The sequence below is a fragment of the Roseofilum sp. genome (assembly GCF_982964205.1).
Genome location: NZ_CEZBFX010000060.1, coordinates 13,621 through 29,611, shown reverse-complemented (window position 1 = coordinate 29,611; position 15,991 = coordinate 13,621). Strand labels below are relative to the sequence as shown.

12 protein-coding genes and 1 pseudogene are annotated in these 15,991 nt (G+C 44.6%); 12 read left to right on the top strand and 1 reads right to left on the bottom strand.

Annotated features, from left to right (window positions below; translation table 11 throughout):
- The first annotated feature begins 152 nt into the window (after positions 1-152).
- The 11 genes and pseudogenes from AC3A14_RS15140 (at position 153) to xdhA (ending at position 13,354) form a co-directional block, all read left to right on the top strand.
- Positions 153-852, top strand: a pseudogene (locus tag AC3A14_RS15140) (Uma2 family endonuclease).
- A 178-nt stretch (positions 853-1,030) separates the two neighbouring features.
- Positions 1,031-3,232, top strand: a complete 2,202-nt coding sequence (locus tag AC3A14_RS15135; RefSeq protein WP_318733744.1) for a calcium-binding protein — start codon at positions 1,031-1,033, stop codon at positions 3,230-3,232.
- 365 nt (positions 3,233-3,597) lie between these two features.
- Positions 3,598-4,008, top strand: a complete 411-nt coding sequence (locus AC3A14_RS15130) for a hypothetical protein (RefSeq protein WP_318718984.1) — start codon at positions 3,598-3,600, stop codon at positions 4,006-4,008.
- A gap of 110 nt (positions 4,009-4,118) precedes the next feature.
- A complete protein-coding gene (locus AC3A14_RS15125) occupies positions 4,119-4,568 on the top strand; it encodes an SRPBCC family protein (protein ID WP_318733746.1) in 450 nt (149 codons plus the stop codon).
- 97 nt (positions 4,569-4,665) lie between these two features.
- Positions 4,666-5,556, top strand: coding sequence for an alpha/beta fold hydrolase (locus tag AC3A14_RS15120; protein ID WP_413039242.1), 891 nt, complete (start codon positions 4,666-4,668; stop codon positions 5,554-5,556).
- Between the two features lie 94 nt (positions 5,557-5,650).
- On the top strand, positions 5,651-8,542 hold the full coding sequence (locus AC3A14_RS15115) for a PA14 domain-containing protein (RefSeq protein ID WP_318733748.1): 2,892 nt from the start codon (positions 5,651-5,653) through the stop codon (positions 8,540-8,542).
- Between the two features lie 156 nt (positions 8,543-8,698).
- Positions 8,699-9,496: an SAM-dependent methyltransferase gene (locus tag AC3A14_RS15110; RefSeq protein ID WP_318733750.1), complete on the top strand. Its 798-nt coding sequence runs from the start codon at positions 8,699-8,701 to the stop codon at positions 9,494-9,496.
- A 4-nt stretch (positions 9,497-9,500) separates the two neighbouring features.
- A complete protein-coding gene (locus AC3A14_RS15105; protein WP_318733752.1) occupies positions 9,501-10,148 on the top strand; it encodes a class I SAM-dependent methyltransferase in 648 nt (215 codons plus the stop codon).
- Between the two features lie 21 nt (positions 10,149-10,169).
- Positions 10,170-11,354: an AAA family ATPase gene (locus AC3A14_RS15100; RefSeq protein WP_318733754.1), complete on the top strand. Its 1,185-nt coding sequence runs from the start codon at positions 10,170-10,172 to the stop codon at positions 11,352-11,354.
- Positions 11,354-11,914 carry a DUF4276 family protein gene (locus tag AC3A14_RS15095; protein WP_318733756.1) on the top strand — a complete coding sequence of 187 codons (561 nt, stop codon included), beginning with the start codon at positions 11,354-11,356 and terminating at the stop codon, positions 11,912-11,914. The genes AC3A14_RS15100 and AC3A14_RS15095 overlap by 1 nt, the downstream gene beginning before the upstream one ends.
- Positions 11,915-11,959: 45 nt before the next feature.
- Complete coding sequence (gene xdhA / locus AC3A14_RS15090) at positions 11,960-13,354, top strand: xanthine dehydrogenase small subunit (protein ID WP_318733758.1); 1,395 nt, start codon at positions 11,960-11,962, stop codon at positions 13,352-13,354.
- A gap of 36 nt (positions 13,355-13,390) precedes the next feature.
- Here the strand turns inward: xdhA and AC3A14_RS15085 are convergent, their stop codons facing one another.
- A complete protein-coding gene (locus AC3A14_RS15085) occupies positions 13,391-13,552 on the bottom strand; it encodes a hypothetical protein (RefSeq protein ID WP_318733760.1) in 162 nt (53 codons plus the stop codon).
- 83 nt (positions 13,553-13,635) lie between these two features.
- Between AC3A14_RS15085 and xdhB the strand changes: the two genes are divergently transcribed.
- Positions 13,636-15,924, top strand: coding sequence for a xanthine dehydrogenase molybdopterin binding subunit (gene xdhB, locus AC3A14_RS15080; protein ID WP_318733762.1), 2,289 nt, complete (start codon positions 13,636-13,638; stop codon positions 15,922-15,924).
- Positions 15,925-15,991: the final 67 nt, after the last annotated feature.

Genomic DNA, 15,991 nt, shown 5'->3' with positions numbered 1-15,991 from the left:
GGTCGGTTGAGCAGTTCTTGGTGCAATCATGGTTCTCATAAGGCTTTTAGCCTTTTTTCTTTATTATACTCTTCCCAGAGTGAAAGAAGAGGGATAATCCTAGAGCTTGCCTACCTTCGGCAGAAGACTTACCCGACTCTGACGATACTCCTGTGGATAACGAACTACAAGATTTAATTCCTGGCCTGCTCAAAGCCATGCTTGCACTCATCTGGCCAGAACGAATGGATTGGTTTTTTGGAGTCGATATGGGTATCTATCACGATCCTAAGAAACCCGCTATTGTCCCCGATGGCTTTCTGAGTATTGGAGGGCCTCGAATTATTGACTCAGATTTACGCCTCTCTTATGTCCTTTGGGAAGAACAAAAAGTGCCCACTCTGGTGTTAGAAGTAGTTTCACAAAAACGACGGAAAGAATATACACAAAAGAACGCAGAATATGCCGATTTGGGAATCTTATACTATGCGATTTATAACCCTTTACGAAAAAAGAAACCCCGGCTAGAAGTCTATACAATTGAAAGCAGAAGAATATCAGCTTCTCCCAGGAGAAGAACCCTTCTGGTTGCCAGAACTTAATTTAGGACTCGGTAGAGCAGAAGGCACCTATCAATGGATAACTAGAGAAGGGTTGTATTGGTATAATGATCAAGGAGAGCGCTATTTAACTCCAGAAGAGCAACTGTTATCAGCACGGCAACAAACTTTGCAAGCTCAAAGGCAAACTTTACAAGCCCAACAACAAGTTCATGAAGCCCAGCAGCAGGCTCGTGAAGCTCAAGAAAAAGTAGCAAAATTGGCTGAAAAACTGAGGGAATTGGGAATCGATCCCAGTAGCTTAGATAAGTAATAGATTATTTCGCTTGATTGTCTTTACTGGGGTGTCCGAATCGGGGAAATCGTCCTTAGTGATGGTATTTACTCGAATGCGCTATTTCTTACATTAACTAAAATCAACCATAACATAGCGTGACAACCATCCAGATTCGGCTAAAATAAGCTAGTGGTTAGGGTGAGGACGTGAACCCATGGCAGTTATCAACGGTATGCCCGGCAATAACTTCATTGTCGGAACCCCAGAAAGCGATCAAATTTTTCTCCTAGCTGGTAATGATACAGTATTTTCCCAGCAAGGGGGTGACCTGATTTTCGGGAATTTCGGCAATGACCTGTTATCTGGGAATGAGAATAACGACAGTATTTTCGGAGAACAGGGAACCGATATTCTGATTGGGAATCAGGATGATGATTTCATGAATGGGAATCAGGATAATGATACCCTCTATGGCGGTCAGGGGAATGATATCCTCTATGGCGGTCAAGGCAATGACCTGGTATCCGGAGACCGAGGAAATGATGTTCTCCATGGAGATTTAGGCGCGGATGTGCTGCTTGGTGATGGCGGCCAGGATATTTTTGTCATGGGTCGGCGTAATATATTTGGACAATCTCCTACCACTGGCGGCCCGTTAATTACAGATGCAGATATTGCCGTTGATTTTGAAGATGGACAAGATTTACTCGGTTTAGAACCGGGTTTAGCCTTTGAAAATCTGTTAATTACTGCTCGAACTGGGCCATTTACTGGCACCACTGTCATTCAAGATGGGGTAACCAGCAACTATTTGATGGTGCTGTCTGGGGTTAATCCGAATCAGATTACCGCAGCAGACTTTACTACGAACTTAAATCCCATCCCTGCGCCAACGCCAACCCCAACGCCAACCCCGACCCCCACTCCAACACCCACTCCGATTCCCCCTCCTCAACCGTCCACGGTATCGGTCGAAGCGACCACCAATATTGCCGTAGAAGGAGACCCAGCCACCAATGGTATTTTTACCCTCACCCGTACTGGAGGCTCTACTGCTGCTGCACTGACCGTTAACTATACAGTGCAGGGAACGGCTGCAAATGGCACACGCTACCAAATGCTCAACGAGAGTGTAACTATTCCGGCTGGAGCCACAACAGTGGAATTACCCGTTGTCCCGATTAATAATGATAGTCCTAATACGGTTGAGGATGTGACGATTACCCTCTCGAATAGTGGGTTTTATATCGTAGGCACTCCAAATACGGCTCAGGTCAAAATTCTGGATGATGATTGGGTATATGTGGATGATAACTGGGCAACTCTAGCCAACGGTACACCTGTTGACCCGGATGGAGATGGGCCGCTGACCGAGGGAGATGGAATTATTGGTATTAATGCCTTTGCTCAAATTCAGGCCGGGATTAATCGTGTTTCTACTACACCGACTGGTAGCTTGGTGCAAGTGCTACCAGGGATGTATATTCCTGGCCAGGTAATTAATATTAATAAACCCGTGCAATTGTTGGGGCCTAATGCCAATCAAGCGTTGGGTGCTGCTCGCAACCCAGAAGCAACTATTGGTGGCGCAGGAGGGTTTGTGGAATTTGACCGTGCGGGATCTCCGGCTGGGCCAATTGTCATTAATGGATTCCAATTTACCAGTGACGGGATTGCTGAAACTCCGGTAATGAATTTGAGAGACCCCGGTAGTGAAGTGGTTATTCGCAGTAATACGTTTACAAATCTGATAGAAGATGGTATTTTTCGGACTTTAAATTCGCCTAATCCCCAAGGGTTTGGGACGTTGACGGTTCAAGATAATTTGTTTGATACGATTACGGGCGATGGAAGGCGGGCGATGTTTATCTATGAGGTGGATACAGTCAATATTATTAATAATGCGGTGAATAATATTGGCAATCCTGGGGATGATGCTCCAGGTATCTTGTTAGATACAATTGGTTCAGCCAATATTAGTGGTAATCGTTTGAATACAGTGCGTCAGCAGGGGATTCAAGTAGCTGGGGTGAGAGCCGGTGGCGGTACAGTCACTATTCAGAATAACCTTTTGGAAAATATTAATACAAATAATGGGGGAACAGATGGAGCGATTCGTCTGCGAGAGTCTCCGTTTGGAGCGACGTTGAGTAATGCAGGTAGTATTGTGGTTCGGGATAACCGGGTGATGGGTAGTAATAATGGGTTGGCGGTTCGTCCGGGTACGAATTTAGGAGCGGGAGGCTTTTTGACAGTCACGAATAATGCGTTTGCCGTGAATGGCGGTACGTTCTCAATTCTCCATAATGGTACAGGGACATTGAATGCTGCAGGTAATTTTAGTGATACGATTGGTGGAACTCCACTGACGGCAGTAAATGTAGGTGGAGCAAGTGCTGGTAGTGTGGTGCTTTAGGATGGCTTTCTACTGTTGCGAATTGCCGGGTTCCTATTTTAGCTGGGTCACGGCAGTAGTGGCTTGGTAAGCTTAAAATAGTTTATTAGAAAATCGCTATGATTTTTGAAATTTGTGAATTTCAGCACAATTCTATTCCCTCAAATTAAGCTTGACGCGCCACTGGGATATTTGCTTGTTGTTTGCTCTTCTCAATTGTAGTAACGAGATCGGCTACTTGCTGTTAACTGGTGCGGTTCTGTGGTTTCAGATTGAGAGACCCAATTAGATGAGCTTAACCTGGAATCGGTAGCAGAATGACATTAGGGGAATGGACTTGCTATGATAAAGTAATTTGAATTGATGAGGAAACTATTCCACACAATATGAAAAATCTAGTCTTAAGCGGCAAGGGACTCAATCTCAGTGCCTCTATTCTCCTTGGTTTACTGGTAAGTGTGATGCCATTGCGTCAAGTGCTGGGCCAAACTCGTATTGCTGAATTACAAGATTATTGTTATCAGAGCGAAAGTACTTATTTTTTAGCAGAAACTAGGAATTTTTGGGTGAGTATTTGTGGTGGGGATGCACCTTACACTTATGTGGGTGTGGATAAAGAAACGGGGGATGATATTCGACTGGACTTGAGCGATTATGATTCTAGCGGCGAATATTTTCAAGCGGTCAATGGGGACTATACTTATTACGTGATTTTAAACACTGCTAGGGGATCGTTTTTAGTGGTCGAACAAGACGGTAAGGAAATTTTGAGAGAATCTCTTCAGGATTGGGAGTAGGATTTAAATATGTCTATCACCATTCATTCTAGCAGACAATTGGATCTAATCCCGTTGCCTTTTTATCTTTTAATGGTCGATTAACTGCTGGCTTAAGTCGTATTAAAAGTATGCTAAATTTTGAAAAATCCACCTTAATTGATGCGCCAGTTGAAAGGGTTTGGGACTTCCATGAGCGGGCTGATATCTTAAGTGTTTTCACTCCTCCTTGGCAACCGGTAAAAGTTTTGCGCCGAGAGGGAGGCTTAGGAGCGGGAGCTATTACAGAGTTTGAAATTCAATTGGGATTAATCCCGATTAAATGGTTAGCCCGTCATACGGATTGTGTGCCCTATGAATATTTTGTCGATCGCCAAATCGAAGGCCCTTGTCAGAGTTGGGTGCATCGCCATGAGTTCACCCGCGAAGGCAATCAAACCCGGTTAACGGATAGGATTCGCTTAGAATTATTTGGGGGAGAGATCGCCGAATTTCTGTTCGGTAGCTTTGTGATTGACCGACTGGAGGATATGTTTACCTATCGTCACCAAGTGACTCAACGGTATTGCCGGGACAATTAATAATTACTAATTAACAATTTAATGATGATTTAGGGTGGGTTAATTCTAAAATTGATTACAATGGGAGCGGAATCGTTGAGAACAGAGCAAGGCGTACATGATTCTCCCTCCTGGTTTTGAACAAAACTCCGTGGTAACTAGCTTAGGCCGAATGGTCTACTACCACCCCAGCGAGTCCTTCTGGGATTCTCAGGTGAAATTACAGCCTAAATTAGTATTTTTACATGGGTTTGGAGGAGGGTCATCGGCCTATGAGTGGTCTCAGGTTTATCCCGCATTTGCGGCCGAGTATTATACCCTCGCTCCCGATTTAATCGGCTGGGGTGGTTCCGATCGTCCAGAGCGCAACTATGAAATTGAGGATTATCTGACCACAATTCGGGAGTTTTTAGAACTTACCTGTGAGGAACCCTGCACAGTGATTGCCTCTTCGTTAACCGCAGCGTTAGTGATTCGAGTTGCAATTGACTATCCCCAATTATTCCAGTCTTTAATTTTAACTACTCCGGCTGGATTATCGGATTTTGGTGAAGATTATAGCGCCAGTTTATTTGCCCAGTTGATTAGATTTCCTGTTTTGGATAAATTCGTTTATAGCACGGCGATCGCCACAGAAGCTGGAATTGCCTCTTTTCTGCAAAATCGCCAATTTGCCCAAAGCGAGCGCATCTACTCAGAAATTATCGAAGCCTATCTAGAATCAGCTACACAACCCAAGGCCGAATATGCTGCACTCTCCTTTGTTCGGGGCGATTTATGTTTTGATTTAGCTAAATACATGCCCCGTTTAACTACGCCAACCGCTATTTTGTGGGGTAAAAAATCTCAATTTACCGGCCCAGAAATTGGTCAACGCCTAGCCGGTTTAAATCCAGAGTATGTGAAACGATTTATGACTCTAGAAAATGTGGGACTTACCCCCCAGTTAGAAATGCCGGGATTAACTATTGGTCTAATCCGTCAACTCTGGAAACAATTGCGGACTTAAGATTAAGTACTTTGCGCGGCAGAAGGGTAATGGGAAAACTGTTCACGCTATAGTCCCCATCTCCGTGTCCCCATGTCTATTCATGTAAAAAGCCATGCACTCTTCTTTTTATCTTCCCTTACTCATTTTAGGATTAACAACAGGAACAGTCCTTTCTGGGTGTCAAACCTCACAAACGGCTGAACCTTTAATCACGCAAGCGGTTATTCCCTCTGGACAGACTCTAGAATTTACTCTCACGGAAAAAAGCCGAGTCTCTTTAGGTATTTTTAATAACCAAGGAGTTTTGGTAAGGGAGCTATTAAGGGGTGAACCCTATGAAATTGGGACTCATCAGGTGAGGTGGGATGGTTTAGATGGGGAAGGGAATCCTGCTCCTGCGGGTGAGTATACTTGGAAACAGGTAAGTCATCCGGGGTTTACCTCCCGCTATGTTACCCATATTGGGGTCAATCCGCCTTCAGAGTCATATCATTTATGGCCAGGAGATCACACAGGGGTGGGAACGGTGGCGGTAGATGACTCCGGGGTTTATTTTGGTGCAAGGCTGACGGAAGTTCCGCCTATGGTGGTGAAGCATTCCTCTGATGGTCAAGAGCAAATCTGGACTAAAGAGCAATATTATCAGGGCGGCCGTTTGAAACGTTTGGCGGCTGGAGGGGGTAAAGTTTATTTGCTCAAGGATGAGGGAGCAGGAGACACGGAAACCCATTGGATTAGAGTGGTAACAGCGGACACTGGACAACCGGCAGGAGACTGGAAAATTACGGAGGGCGGAATTCAGGTTAGCGATATCGATCTTGAGGGTAATAATTTAGCTGTCGTTTTGCCAGAATTAGGGGAAATCCGTTGGCTTGATGTTGAGAATCCGACGAGAGTGTTGGCGACGGTGAAGGGGTTAGAAGGGGTAAATGCAGTTACGGCAGTAAGCGGCGATCGCCAGGGTTCTGTCCTGGTTCATACCCAAGGTCAGGTCATCTTTGTCGATCCGGTGCAGAACATCCAGGAGACCAAAATCACCGGGTTACAGGGGGTGATTGCCCTAGATCTCGACCATACCACTGGGGAGTTATATCTGAATGAAACTAGCCAAGGGTCTCAGGTTTGGCGCTATGACCGGGAGTTTCGCAAGGTACAGGAGTATGGCGGAGCGCGGCGACCTCTTGGGGTTTATCAACAGGAATTGTTCGGGTATCTGACGGATGTGACCGCAGATCAAAAAGGTGGATTTTATACAACGGAACCGGGTTCTTATCCTCGGCAAACCTCCCATATTCGCAGTGCTGATGGCTCGGTTTTAAATGCTTGGTTTGGGGGATTAAGTTATTATTTAGTGCCGACGGTTGACCCTAAAGACCCCAGCATTATTTGGTTAACTGGTCATGCTCCAGAGGTAGTCAAATTACGGTTGAATGTAGATCGAGGAACCTGGGAGGTGTTAGAGGTCTATTCCTTTGCCGAACCGGGGGATAAATTATTTGTCGAAAATCGGGCGATCGGCTCCCGTTGGCAACCGGTTTATTGGCAAGATGAACTCTATTTATTCGCCACCAAAAGACCGGCTATTTTAAGAGTCGATCGCCAGCAAGGGAAATTATGGCCCGTATCCTTAACTACAGCGGTAGTTCACGACCCCAATAGTGACCTGTGGAGAGGATCTGGAGAAGACGGTTTTCCTGCACCTTGGGTGGAAGCGGCGAGGGGGCAAGGGTTTCAGGACTTAGGTCAAGCACCGAGAAGCTTTTCTTGGGGCGATCGCAATCAAAATGGTCTCATGGAACCCGAAGAATTCCTATTCTATCCCCAAGAGTTTCGCTGGAATTTTGCCGGTGAAGGAGCTTGGGACGAGCAATTCAACTATTATTTACCTACCCAAAAATTTGGCAGCTCCGATCCCTCCTTCGCTTGGTATAAAGTCCCGGTAGCCGAATGGCTCGGAAATGACCCTCAAATCCCCTTTTATAACCTACAAAATATCGAACCCGGCCCCCCCATTCCTGAATCAGTCAATAATTTCTATTGGGCAAGAGAATTAGAGCGAGATGCAAATGGAAATATCTATCTCGTTAGTCAATCCCATCTCACCATTCATGAAAGCTTAGGGGGACGCTGGCCCAGTAGCCAAAACCGCGTCAATCGTCTGATTAAATGGAATGAAAATCAAGAACTCTTAGGTCTGATTTCCCGTAAAGTCTTCGATCATCGGGAAAAAAATAGTGGCAAACTTTATTATCCCATGCATGTGCGCTCTGGCCCTGATAATACCGTAATTGTCGTCGATCAAGACTATACTCCGGCCGCTGTTTATACTGAAGATGGATTATATATTGGCCCTCTCTTAGACCAACGAACCTTAGATAATTATCCTGATTCTGTTTATCAAGCTTCTAATCATCAGGATTTTCAAGGATTTGCCTTAATGGAATTTGCTGATGGTCGCCGTTTTTGGATTGGTCCGCAACCGGGAGGTTTACCCATTTATGAAACTTTGGGATGGGATAAAATTAAACAATCAACGGGTAAGTTGAAGCTAGATGAAACTGTGAAAACACTGAAATTATCTGGAACCGGATTAACCGGAACGCTCTATCAAGATATCCAGGGAAACTCAGCTATTGACGAGTTTAACTTTCCCAAAATTGATATCGAACCCTACTATAGTAATTCCCCCATTTCTGGGGTTGCTCCCGATGATTTCAAGATGGTGTGGGAAGGTGAGATACAAGCCAGATTTAGCGAAGATCATCAATTTTATCTGTACTTGAAAAAAGCCCAGGATGCTGGCAAAATATGGATTGATAATAAATTAGTGTTTGATTCTTCTGATTTGGAAAATTATGTCCCTAAAATTGCTTTGCAAAGGGGAGAAAAATACCCGATCAAAGTTGAATGGATTAATCAAGGAGGAAATCCCACTATTCGAGTTATTTGGACCAGCACAACTCTCGATCCGGAAGTGATTCCCCAAGAAGTTTTATATCCTTAGATAGTTAAAATTACCACTCTTGCCACTACCTATTCCCTAGCGCGAAGCGCTGTAAATCCATGCTAACGAATCACCCTCGATTTGAAACCTTTGAAGACTACCTCAGCTACGATGAAAACTCCCCTAAATCCAGTACCGTAGTGGAGCGATCGATTAATGACTTCTGAATCTAATAAAGGAACTCCTTTTGTTCCTTTTACTGCACGAGTAATGGCTGCTATTCGAGCGGCAGAAAGCGATCGCCCAGATCGCCTCTTTGACGATCCCTATGCCCAACAGTTTGTCACCCCAGAAGCGATCGCATTCAAAGACGAACAACTACAACTGATCGATCATCAATATGTCGCCGTCCGCGCTCGGTTTCTCGACGATCTGATCGCCTCTTATGTCCCTCCCCTAACTCAAATTGTTATCCTCGGTGCAGGAATGGATGCGCGTGCCTTTCGTCTTCCTTTGCCAGATAAGACAACCCTCTATGAACTCGATCAAGCTGAAGTCATTGAGGCAAAGCAGAGCTATTTTCAGTATATCGAACCTCAGATTAACCGCCAGGCGATCGCCGCCGACCTCACCCAACCCTGGAAAGCCCTATTATTAGAGCAAGGATATCAACCCGAAAATCCCACGGTTTGGATTATGGAAGGACTGCTAATGTATCTGACAGAAGCAGAAGTGCATCAACTGCTCCAGACCTTATCTGACTTAAGCGCTCCTGCAAGTATCTTGGGTTGCGATATGCTCGGAAAAGCTGGGGTTGATTATGCACCCTATCGAGGATACTTTAAATCTGGCTTTGATGACCCCATAGCCCTATTTTCATCCTATGGTTGGCAAGCGAGTATAACCGAATCGTCCAATTATAGCGTGTCCCTAGGTCGCCCTCCCTTTGAACCGACTCCTGGTGTTCCCGTTGAAGGTAGAGCCAGATTTTTTAGTGCCACTAAACTCCCCTAAACTTATGGAGGATCGTCAGCGACTTAAAGAAATGGTAGATCGTGCCATCGAAAATAATACCCCCTATGCCTGGTTTGAAACCCTGTATGAATCTGCTAACCAGGAGGAAGGCAAGATTCCCTGGGCTAAATTACAACCCCATCCCTTGCTGGCAAGTTGGTTACAAAAATATCCCAGAGAAGAAACTGGAAAAACAGCTCTTGTGGTGGGTTGTGGTTTAGGCGACGATGCCGAAGCCTTAGCTGCTCAGGGATTTACGGTAACCGCGTTTGATGTTTCAGAAACAGCGATCGCCTGGTGCAAGCAGCGATTTCCCCAATCCAAGGTAACCTATCAAGTGGCTGATCTCTTCGCACCCCCTGAAAATTGGCATCAGGGTTTTGATGTGGCGATCGAGACGTATACCATTCAAGCCTTACCTTTAGCCATGAGAGTACGAACCATGGAGGCGATCGCCAATTTAGTCGCTCCAGACGGTACACTTTTGGTCATCACCCAAATTCGAGCAACAGAAGCCGAACCGGATGGCCCCCCTTGGCCCCTTTCTCTGTCAGAATTAGTACACTTTCAGAACATCGGGCTGCAAGAAATTCAGCGAGAATCGTTAGGTGAGGAAAACAGCGCTCTTGTGGCGATCGAATATCGTGCCTGATATGATTTCAACCCCATTCCCATGAGAATTGTTTCCCTAAAAATTAAAAACTATCGTGTCTTTCAAAATATAGAATTCAAAAATATCCCCAACTTTTGCGTGATTATTGGTGCAAATGGAACCGGTAAATCAACGCTCTTCGATATTTTTGGATTTCTCCGAGATGCCCTTAAGAATAATATCCGGCAAGCCCTCCAAATCCGAGGAGGTTATAGAGAAGTAGTCACCAGAGGTCAAGAACAACAAGACATCACCATAGAACTTCAATTTCGCATTAAAATTGTAGATACCGAGCGACTGGTCACCTATATCCTCATCATTGGAGAAGAGAAAAAACGGCCAGTCATCAAACGAGAAGTTCTCCGCTATAAACGAGGAGAACATGGCAAACCCTTTCATTTTCTAGACTTTCAGCAAGGCAAAGGGTATGCCATCACCAATGAAGAAGACTTTAGCCAACCTGATGAACAACTGCAAAGGGAAGAACAACAACTAGAATCCAATGACATTTTAGCCATTAAAGGACTGGGACAATTTCAACGCTTTAAAGCTGCCAGTGCTTTCCGTTCCCTGATTGAAAATTGGCATGTTTCTGACTTTCATATTAATGAAGCCAGAGGCAGCAAAGATGCCCTGTATGCTGAACACCTTTCCGCTACAGGCGATAACACGGCCAGTGTGGCCCAATATATCCATCAAAATCATCCCGATATTTTTGAGACCATACTGACCAAAATGAAAGAAAGAGTTCCCGGAATTTCCCAAGTTGAAGCCAAAGAAACCGAAGACGGCCGATTAATCCTGAAATTTCAAGATCGAGCCTTCAAAGACCCCTTCATCGATCGCTATGTTTCTGATGGTACCATGAAAATGTTTGCCTATCTTATTCTCCTCTTCGATCCTAAACCTCACCCCTTACTCTGTGTTGAAGAACCCGAAAATCAGCTTTATCCTACATTATTAAGAGAATTGGCTGAAGAATTCGCCAGCTATGCCCATAGAGGGGGACAAGTCTTTGTTTCTACCCATTCTCCTGACTTTCTCAATGCAGTTCCCTTAAAAAATATCTTTTGGCTTAGTAAAGCAGAAGGCATGACTCAAATATATAAAGCACAGGATAATGAAATTCTCAGAAACTTATTTGCAGCCGGAGACTTCCCCGGATACCTATGGAATCAAGGCTGGTTTGAAGGAGCCGCGCCCTAATGAGCTATGACCTGATTTTTTTACTCGAAGAACCTTCGATTAAAGATATTTTAGAATTGATATTACCTAAAATATTCCGACAACACATAACCTATAAATGTATTGCTCACCAAGGCAAGCAAGATTTAGCCAAATCTATTTCCACTAAAATTAAAGCGTTTCAATTCAGCCCAACGACACAATTTATTATTGTCCATGACCAGGACTCCCACGATTGTAAAAAACTTAAGTCCAACTTGTTGGATATATGCAACACAGCCGGTAAACCTGATATAATGGTTCGCATCATTTGTCATGAACTAGAATCTTGGTTCCTAGGAGATTTAGCTGCGGTGGAAAAAGCCTATAATCTAACATCCAATAGCCTCAGTAGACGACAAGCTCAAAAAAAGTTCCGTAATCCCGACCAATTGAATTCTGCTAAACAGGAACTGCGGCAATTAGTCTCCGAGTATTATCCAGGGACTCATGCCAAAAAAATTGCCCCTTATCTATCTCTGACTGATAATACATCCCGCAGTTTTCAAGTTTTTCTTCAAGGAATCAGAACATTGACCTAATTCTTAGGAGGTTACAATGACTGATTACTGATTTACTCATGACTCATGACTCAACCCTACCTGATTGTTAATAATAAAACCCTCTTTCTCAAAGATACCTCTCCCAATTCCACCCTATTGGAATATCTGCGCCAAAGTGGATTTGTGGGAACCAAAGAAGGCTGTGGTGATGGGGACTGTGGGGCTTGCACTGTCGCCATTATTGCTCAAAATCAGGATAGAAAACCCTACTATCAAGCCATGAATAGTTGCATCGTTCCTTTGGGTGCAGTCATTGGGCGCGAAATTATTACTGTAGAGGGTATTGCTGGGGATACTCTGCATCCGGTGCAACAAGCTATGGTAGAGACGGGTGGTTCTCAATGTGGCTATTGCACTCCAGGATTTATTATGAGCATGTTTTGTGCTTATTACCAGGGAACAGTGAATGATGTCTGCATTGAGGGAAATCTTTGTCGCTGTACCGGCTATCTGCCCATCCGTCGCGCCGCTCAAAAAGTCACTGGAGCTACCCGTATTCAAGATCGCTTTACGCAAAAACTAGAACAAGCCTCTACCAGAATAACAGAGTGCGAGTATGGAGAAGAGGGCGATCGCTTCCATCGTCCCATCAACCTCAACCAACTCCTCCAGCTCCTCCAGCAACACCCCAACGCTACTCTCATCGCTGGAGCAACCGACATCGGACTCCACCTCAGTCACCATACCCAACACTTTCCTCTACTCATCTCCCTCGAAGCCATTCCCGAACTGCAAACCCTCTACATCACCCCCGAAAGCGTCGAAATAGGTGCAGCTCTTCCCCTCTCCCACATTCAAACCCATCTTCAAGGCATCTTTCCTAGTCTCGACACCATGCTCTCCTGGTTTGCCGCCCGCCAAATCCGCAACCGCGCTACCATCGGAGGTAACTTAGGCACAGCCTCACCTATTGGCGATCTTTCCCCTGTCCTCCTCTCTCTCGACGCAACCGTCAGCCTCACCAGTCCGCAAGGTGAAAGAACTCTCTCTTTATGCAACTTTTTTCAAAACTATCGCCAAACTGCCCTACAAGCGGGAGAAATTATCCGCTCCATCTCCATTCCCAGAATCCTACCGCCTAAAGCTATTCGCCGCCTCAGTCAATCCTATAAAGTCGGCAAACGAGGAACCGATGATATTAGCATCGTTGCCGCAGCCTTTACCATAGACTTAGACGAAAATCACCACATTATTCAAACCAGACTCGCCTATGGAGGAGTTGCTCCCATCCCCATCCGTGCTACGCAAGTTGAGGAAATGCTCATCGGCAAACCGTGGCACTTAGACACTATCCGAGACATTAAACCCATCTTACAACAAACATTTAGCCCCCTAACCGACCTCCGCGCCAGCAGCGAATATCGTCAACTCCTAGTTGCCAATCTCTTCGAGAAATTTTTCCACCAGATGGGTGAATAAAAGATTCACCCACGCTATTTGCTATAAAACTGACAATTAAAGTACCATTTGCATTGGGATAATAACTGCTTCTTCTGCCTGACTCAACTTAACAGAAGGATCGGGAAGAGGTAACCCGACTTCAGAGAAGCCAGCCCTTTGAAACAGATAAAAATTGCGATCGTAATATTCAGTAATCTTTGTATACTGGTTATCCATTTTTTCATCAATATCATGCTGTCATCAGTCCCGGTCAGACTAGCATAATTTCTTTATTAATGTCTAATTAAAAATTATCAATCATGAAATTCAACAAACACACAACCCATGAAAGCGCACCCCATCACGTTACCGGAACCGCCACGTACACGGATGACCTGCGCCCTACCATAGATCTTCTACATTTATATCCTGTTCTCTCCTCCCATGCTAGGGCAAAAATTAATCAGATTGACTATTCCCTTGCCCAACAATTCCCTGGAGTTGTCACTGTAATTACCCCTGAAGATATTACCGGTATCAACAATACTGGCATTGTTAGTTTAGATGAAATCCTCCTACCTACTAATGAAATTTATTACCACAGTCAACCCATCATTTGGATAGTCGCAGAAACGGAGGCTGCTGCACGAGACGGAGCCAAACAAGTTACCATTGACTATACTCCCCTAGAGCCAATTTTAACGATACAACAGGCTATTGAAGCCAACAGTTTCCAAGGAGAACCCCAAATTATTCAACGCGGTAATTCTCATTTAGCCTTAGAAAAAGCCGAATATACCCTAGAAGGAGAACTGGAAATTGGCGGACAAGATCACTTTTATTTGGAAACCCATGTCAGTTGGGTAACCCCTGATGCTGAAGGTAATTATCAAGTTTATTCCTCTACCCAACATCCCACAGAAACCCAAATTATGGTGGCACGAGTTTTAGGGATTCCCCGCTCTCAAGTGGTGGTCACTTGTTTACGCATGGGAGGTGCATTTGGAGGGAAAGAAAGTCAATCTAATCCTATCGCAGCGATTGCTGCACTTGCTGCTCAGAAAACAGGTCAATCGGTGCGCGTTCGTCTCAAACGCAACCATGATATGATCGTGACTGGCAAACGTCATGGTTTCTTAGGAAAATATCGCGTAGGCTTTAATTTAGAGGGCAAAATTTCCGCTCTAGATGTTGATTTATATTCCCATGGGGGATGGAGTTTAGATTTATCTCTTCCAATTATGGGACGCGCTCTTTTTCATATCGATAATTGCTATTATATTCCCCATTTAGAAGTGCGAGGAAATGTGGCTAAAACCCATACCGTTTCAAATACAGCTTTTCGGGGATTTGGCGGACCGCAAGCTATGGTGATTATTGAAGATGTTATCGATCGCATCAGTCGTTTTCTAAAATCTACTCCTCTAGAAATCCGCGAAAAAAATTTCTACCATGGAACGGGAGAAACTAATACGACTCACTATGGACAAGAATTATTTGAGAATCGCCTGCACCAGATTTGGAGTCAATTAAAACAAGAATCCCAGCTTGAGCAAAGAATGGCTCAAGTGAGGGAGTTTAACCAAAGTCATGCGTATGAAAAACGGGGATTAGCCATTACGCCAGTTAAGTTCGGAATTTCCTTTACTAAAAGTGAATATAATCAAGCGGGTGCATTGATTTTAATTTATCTCGATGGCAGTATTCAACTCAACCATGGTGGCACGGAAATGGGCCAAGGATTACACAGTAAAATGCTGCAAGTGGCAGCAAAATGTCTGGGCGTAAACATCGACCGTTTTCGAGTCATGCCGACTAGCACGGATAAAGTGCCCAATACTTCGGCAACGGCTGCTTCTAGTGGTTCTGACTTAAATGGACAAGCGATTAAAAATGCTTGCGAAACGCTCAAGGAAAGATTAGCCCCTGTAGCGGCTAAGTTACTTGATCTTTATGCTCCAGAAGATTTGGTTTTTGCTGACGATTGGATTTATTCTGCCACGAATCCTAACTTGAAAGTGGGCTTTGATGAAGTGATTGGTCAAGCGTATTTAGAGCGGATTAGTTTATCAGCAACTGGCTATTATCGTACGCCCAATATTTCTTGGAATCCGCAAAAGGGCAAAGGTCGTCCTTTCCATTATTATGCCTATGGCGCAGCCGTTAGTGAAGTGCAAGTAGATCGCTTTACGGGTACGTTTGAGCTGCGACAAGTGGATATTGTTCATGATGTGGGAAATTCGCTCCATCCATTGGTCGATCGCGGACAAATTGAAGGGGGGTTTGTCCAGGGAATGGGATGGTTGACAATGGAAGAGTTGGTATGGGATAATAGAGGTAAAATCTGTACTTACTCTCCAAGTACTTATAAAATTCCCACCGTTGCCGATATTCCCGAAAATTTCCACATCAGCTTACTGGAAAAAGCCAAACAACAGGGCGTAATCTATGGCTCAAAAGCAGTGGGAGAGCCACCATTTATGTTAGCTATTTCGGTACGCGAAGCCATCCGGGAGGCTATAGCCGCTTTTGGGGATACCCAGCAGGTTAAGTTAGCCTCTCCAGCTACCCCAGAAGCAATTTTAAGAGCGATCGAAATTCTAGATTGATCAGAAGTGAGAGTATAGAAAATAGGGAGTGGGCAATGAAAAAAAACACTTTTGCTATGTCCTTATC

Coding starts and splice junctions, on each gene's coding strand:
- AC3A14_RS15135 (WP_318733744.1), top strand. CDS start 1,031: ATGGCAGTTATCAACGGTATGCCCGGCAATAACTTCATTGTCGGAACC.
- AC3A14_RS15130 (WP_318718984.1), top strand. CDS start 3,598: ATGAAAAATCTAGTCTTAAGCGGCAAGGGACTCAATCTCAGTGCCTCT.
- AC3A14_RS15125 (WP_318733746.1), top strand. CDS start 4,119: ATGCTAAATTTTGAAAAATCCACCTTAATTGATGCGCCAGTTGAAAGG.
- AC3A14_RS15120 (WP_413039242.1), top strand. CDS start 4,666: ATGATTCTCCCTCCTGGTTTTGAACAAAACTCCGTGGTAACTAGCTTA.
- AC3A14_RS15115 (WP_318733748.1), top strand. CDS start 5,651: ATGCACTCTTCTTTTTATCTTCCCTTACTCATTTTAGGATTAACAACA.
- AC3A14_RS15110 (WP_318733750.1), top strand. CDS start 8,699: ATGACTTCTGAATCTAATAAAGGAACTCCTTTTGTTCCTTTTACTGCA.
- AC3A14_RS15105 (WP_318733752.1), top strand. CDS start 9,501: ATGGAGGATCGTCAGCGACTTAAAGAAATGGTAGATCGTGCCATCGAA.
- AC3A14_RS15100 (WP_318733754.1), top strand. CDS start 10,170: ATGAGAATTGTTTCCCTAAAAATTAAAAACTATCGTGTCTTTCAAAAT.
- AC3A14_RS15095 (WP_318733756.1), top strand. CDS start 11,354: ATGAGCTATGACCTGATTTTTTTACTCGAAGAACCTTCGATTAAAGAT.
- xdhA (WP_318733758.1), top strand. CDS start 11,960: ATGACTCAACCCTACCTGATTGTTAATAATAAAACCCTCTTTCTCAAA.
- AC3A14_RS15085 (WP_318733760.1), bottom strand. CDS start 13,552: ATGGATAACCAGTATACAAAGATTACTGAATATTACGATCGCAATTTT.
- xdhB (WP_318733762.1), top strand. CDS start 13,636: ATGAAATTCAACAAACACACAACCCATGAAAGCGCACCCCATCACGTT.